Source organism: Actinomadura sp. CNU-125 (genome assembly GCF_001942465.1).
In the GTDB taxonomy this organism is placed as follows: Bacteria; Actinomycetota; Actinomycetes; order Streptosporangiales; family Streptosporangiaceae; genus Spirillospora.
This window is the reverse complement of record NZ_MKJY01000375.1, coordinates 1-3984: the sequence shown is the minus strand read 5'-3', so window position 1 is coordinate 3984 and position 3984 is coordinate 1. Positions and strand designations below refer to the sequence as shown.

The window sequence follows — 3984 nt, the reverse complement described above, 5'->3', positions numbered from 1 at the left end:
CGGGGGTGAGGGCGGCGGCCCGGGCGAGGAACGCTCCCGCGGCGCCGACCCCGCCCCGCTCGCGCGCCCGGGGCATGGACCGTTCTAACGCCGCGGCCACGGTGTCCGTCCGGTACGAGGACGGATGCGCGTGGTGCCAGGCGCGGCGGTCGGGCTCCCTGCCGGGGTCGGTCGCGTCGGCGAGGGCGCGGTGGACGCGCGGCGGTCGTCCGGCGCCGCCGCCCGGTAGACCGACGAGCGCAGCCGCGGGTGCGCGAAGCGGACGCGGCCGTCGAGGCGGAGCAACCCGGCCGCCTCGGCGGGCGCCGCCGCGCCGGGCCCGATCCCGAGCCGCCGCGCCGCGTCCCACACCAACACGGGATCGCCCAGCGGTTCCGCGGCGGCCAGCAAAAGCAGCCGCCGGGTCGAGCCGGGAAGCCCACCGGGGAGGCCGGACTCGTCGAGAGGGTCGGTGTCGCCGGGGTCGCCGGGGCTGTCGAAGCCGTCGGGGGTGCCGGGTGCGTCCGGGGTTCCGGGGGCGTACAGGCCGTCCGGGGGTGCGGGGGGCTTCTAGGTGCGGGGGGCCGTAGCCGGCGGCCGGTTCGGCCGCTCGCCGTTGCAGTTCGAGGAGCGTTCTGGGGTTGCCGCGTGCCTCGGCGATGAGGCGGTCGCGGACGCGCGGGTCGAGGGGGACGCGGAGGCGGGAGCCGAACAGTGCGAGCGCGTCGTCGCGGCCGAGGCCGGTGAGCCGGTGCGCCGGGAGCCCGGCGAAGTCCGTCCCGGCCGGGTCGGCGCGGACGGCGACGAGGAAGGCGACGGGGGCGGTGCGGGCGCGGCGCGCCGCGAAGGCGAGGACGCGCGCGGACGCGGGGTCGAGCGCGTCCGCGTCGTCCAGCAGGCACACGGTCGGCTGCTCGCGGCCCGCCGCCGCGAGCAGCCCGCGGACGGCGTGCCCGAGCCGGGACGGTTCGGGCGGCGGGCCGTCGCGCAGCGCGAAGAGGACCTCCAGGGCGTCCCGCTGCGGGCCGGGGAGGGTTTCCGCCCGCGCCAGGACGGGCTCGCACAGTTCGTGCAGCGCGCCGTAGGGGAGCCCGGCGGTGCCGGTTCCGTTCGCGCGCAGCGGCCGCAGCCCGGGGACGGCCGCGACGGCCCGTTCCAGCAGCGCCGTCTTGCCGATGCCGGCGTCGCCGTGGACGACGAGCGCGCCGCCGCGGCCGGTCGGCACGTCCCGCAGGAGGCGGTCGACCGCGGCGAGCTCGGGTCTTCGGGCGCGGAACCCGTGCCCGTTCCAGGGCGGGATCCCAGCGGGCATGGGCGATCTCCAGACGATTTGCGGTCCCTTGATTTCCACGCAAGTTGATCATGGTACGGCGAACCGGTGGCAATCGGATGAAGGGAACAAATTGCCGAGAGGTGAATAGTGACTGAACTGGCAATTGCGTCCTGGGAGGTCGCAAAGATAGGCGATTTCTACCGATACGGAGCGGTAGGCGGTGCGTGGGAGTCTGACGCTGCGCGTGATGCGAGCAGCCCCGGCCGACGGTTACCGGCCGGGCGAGACCCCGGAAAGGCGACCGCCATGGCAGACCCGTCCGTGACCGTGGGCGGCGTGACCTACAGGGTCACGCCCGAGTACCTGGCCGGTGCCGCGACCGACACGACGAACACCGCGACCCGGATCTCCGACGAACTGGCCGAGATCAAGACGTACGTCTACAGCCTGGAGGCGAGCTGGGGCGGTATGGCCCACGACCGCTTCGTCGCGCTGATGGCCGAGTACGACATTCTCGCCAAGATGCTGAACGACGCGCTCACCGGCATCGCGGCCGGGCTGCAGGGCAACTACGTGAACTACAAGGAATCCGAGCAGCAGAACCTCACGAACCTGAACAACATCGAGGCGGGCATGCCGGGCGGCGGCGCCGTCGCGAACCTGACCTGAGCCCCCCGCACGACCCCCGCCATCACCTGAGAGGGACCCCGCCATGGCCAATGTCGACGGCACGCAGATCTACGTCGGTGAGGGGCTCGGCGCCGCGGGCGGCTGGCTCAACGGCCGCGCGGCGGAGATCGAGGACCAGCTGCAGACGCTGAAGGCCAAGCTCGCCCCGCTGGAGGCGGCGTGGACGCAGAGCCAGGCCGCGACCTACTACCAGGACATGCAGCTCCAGTGGAACATCGCCGCCGAGGGCCTGTTCGGGCCGGACGGCGTGCTCGGCCAGATCGCCCACGCGATGAACGTCAACTGGGGCAACTACGCGGACGCCGAGTGGGCGAACGTCCGCAGCTGGCAGCACTGAGCGCCGGGTGAGAGCGGGGAACCAGGGAGCCTCCGTTGGCCGATGAACGGTGCCGGATCACGGTCGTGGGCGAGCGCCGGCGGGTGGACATCGCCGTCCCCGCGCACGCCCCGATCACCGAGTACGCCGCCATGCTCGCCGACCTGTGCGGCCAGGACGAGACGGACGCGATGCCGCCCGCGTGGTCGCTGGCCCCGGTGGGACGGCCGCCGTTCGAGCCGGGCGACTCGCTCGGCACGGCGGGCGTGGTGGACGGCGAGACGCTGTACCTGCGCAACGTCCTCGACGGCGAGTTCGACGGGCCGGTCGTCTCCGACATCGAGGAGGAGATCGCCGCGCTGGAGGACGACGGCACGATGTGGAGCGCGCGGACGCGCGCGTACACGACGGTCGTCCTCGGGCTGCTCGTCCTCGTCGGCGCGGCGATCGCGCTCGCGGCGGGCGGTGGCGCGCCCGGCGCGATCGCGGCGGGCGTCCCGCTGTTCGCGACCGGGCTCGCCACGCCGATCCTGGCGTGGAGCGCGGCCCGCAAGCACTGGCCCGTCCCGCCCGGGGCGCGGACGGCGCTGGCCGCGGCGGCGTGCCCGCTGCTGACCGGCGCGGTGCTCGCCCTGCCGACTGGAGGCCTGCGGCCCCGGCTGGCGGCGGCGCTGCCGCGCGCTGATCGGCGCGCTCGCCGCGTACCTCGCGGCCCCGTCGGCGCCCACGATGGTGCTGCTGGCCGGGTGGGCTCGCGCTGCTGCTCGCCGTCCCGCTGGCGCTGTCGCGCGCGAACCCGACGGAGGCGGCGGCGGTCGTGGCCGTGGTCGTGTTCCACGTCCTCGCGATCCTGCCGCGGCTGGCGTCGCAGGTCGCCACACTCCCGCCGGGCACCACCGAGATGGACGATGTCGCGGGCACGGTGCGCCGCGTCCAGCGCCTGCTGGTCCTGCTCAACACCGTGTGCTGCCTCGCGATCCTCGGCTGCCTCGGCGTGCTGAGCACGTCGGACGGCTGGTTCGCGCTCGGGCTGACGCTCTGCCTCGGCGTCGCGCTGCTGTGCCGGGCGAGCAGCTCGCGGCTGACCGCGGTCGTCGCGGCCCTGCTGCTGAGCGGCCTGGCCGGGCTCGGCGCCCTCGTGCTGCGCGTGCCCGACCGCCTCTCCGGCCTCGACCTGCCGGGCTGGTCCGGGCCGCTGGCGCTCGTGATCGTCGGCGTCGTCGTGCTGTGGGCCGGGCTCGTGATGGCGTTCCGCAGCTCGCTGCAGCAGGTCGACTTCGGCGAGCGGTGGCGCTGGCCGGGCTCGTTCGGCGCCTTCCTCGGCGCGGTCAGCGTGCCGCTCGCCGCGGGCGTGTTCGGTGTGCTCCAGGCGCTCCTGGACGCCGGCAGGGGGCTGTGACGCGATGCTGATGAAGAGGTCCGCGCGGGAGCGGGTCGCGCCGGGCTGGGGCGCCCACGACACCATCGCCGCCGCGGTGCGCGCCGCCGCCGCCGGGGCGACCGTGTCGGTGCATCCCGGCGAGTACCGGGAGAGCGTCGTCCTGAACAGGGACGTCACCCTGATGGCGGAGAAGGGGCCCGGCACGGTGCGGATCGTGTCGGCGGCGGCGCGATCACCGTGCACGGCGGCGCGGCCGCCGTCCGCGACATCGGCGTGGCGGGCGCCGCCCCCGGCGAGCCCGCGCTGCTGCTGCGCGGCGGACGCCCGACGTGCTGCACGCGACCG

Annotated in this window: 5 protein-coding genes and 1 pseudogene; 5 read left to right on the top strand and 1 reads right to left on the bottom strand. The window is 75.3% G+C overall.

Translation table 11 applies throughout. The features are described 5' to 3' along the window. Positions 1-1291: ATP-binding protein (locus tag BJF79_RS33915; RefSeq protein WP_143220602.1), on the bottom strand; the 1291-nt coding region annotated here is incomplete at its 3' end. A 267-nt stretch (positions 1292-1558) separates the two neighbouring features. Here BJF79_RS33915 and BJF79_RS33910 point away from each other — a divergent pair. The 5 genes and pseudogenes from BJF79_RS33910 to BJF79_RS33890 all read left to right on the top strand — a co-directional run. Further along, on the top strand, positions 1559-1921 hold the full coding sequence (locus BJF79_RS33910; RefSeq protein WP_075903585.1) for a WXG100 family type VII secretion target: 363 nt from the start codon (positions 1559-1561) through the stop codon (positions 1919-1921). Between the two features lie 43 nt (positions 1922-1964). Then, entirely contained in the window at positions 1965-2279 is a 315-nt protein-coding gene (locus BJF79_RS33905; RefSeq protein WP_075903583.1) for a WXG100 family type VII secretion target, read from the top strand. Positions 2280-2314: 35 nt separating this feature from the next. Then, positions 2315-2539: pseudogene (locus BJF79_RS62870) on the top strand (EsaB/YukD family protein); the annotation flags it as partial. Between the two features lie 536 nt (positions 2540-3075). Then, complete coding sequence (locus BJF79_RS33895) at positions 3076-3657, top strand: hypothetical protein (RefSeq protein WP_262402953.1); 582 nt, start codon at positions 3076-3078, stop codon at positions 3655-3657. Positions 3658-3667: 10 nt separating this feature from the next. After that, the coding region (locus BJF79_RS33890) for a hypothetical protein (protein ID WP_262402952.1) at positions 3668-3984 on the top strand (317 nt) is incomplete at its 3' end.

Coding starts and splice junctions, on each gene's coding strand:
- BJF79_RS33910 (WP_075903585.1), top strand. CDS start 1,559: ATGGCAGACCCGTCCGTGACCGTGGGCGGCGTGACCTACAGGGTCACG.
- BJF79_RS33905 (WP_075903583.1), top strand. CDS start 1,965: ATGGCCAATGTCGACGGCACGCAGATCTACGTCGGTGAGGGGCTCGGC.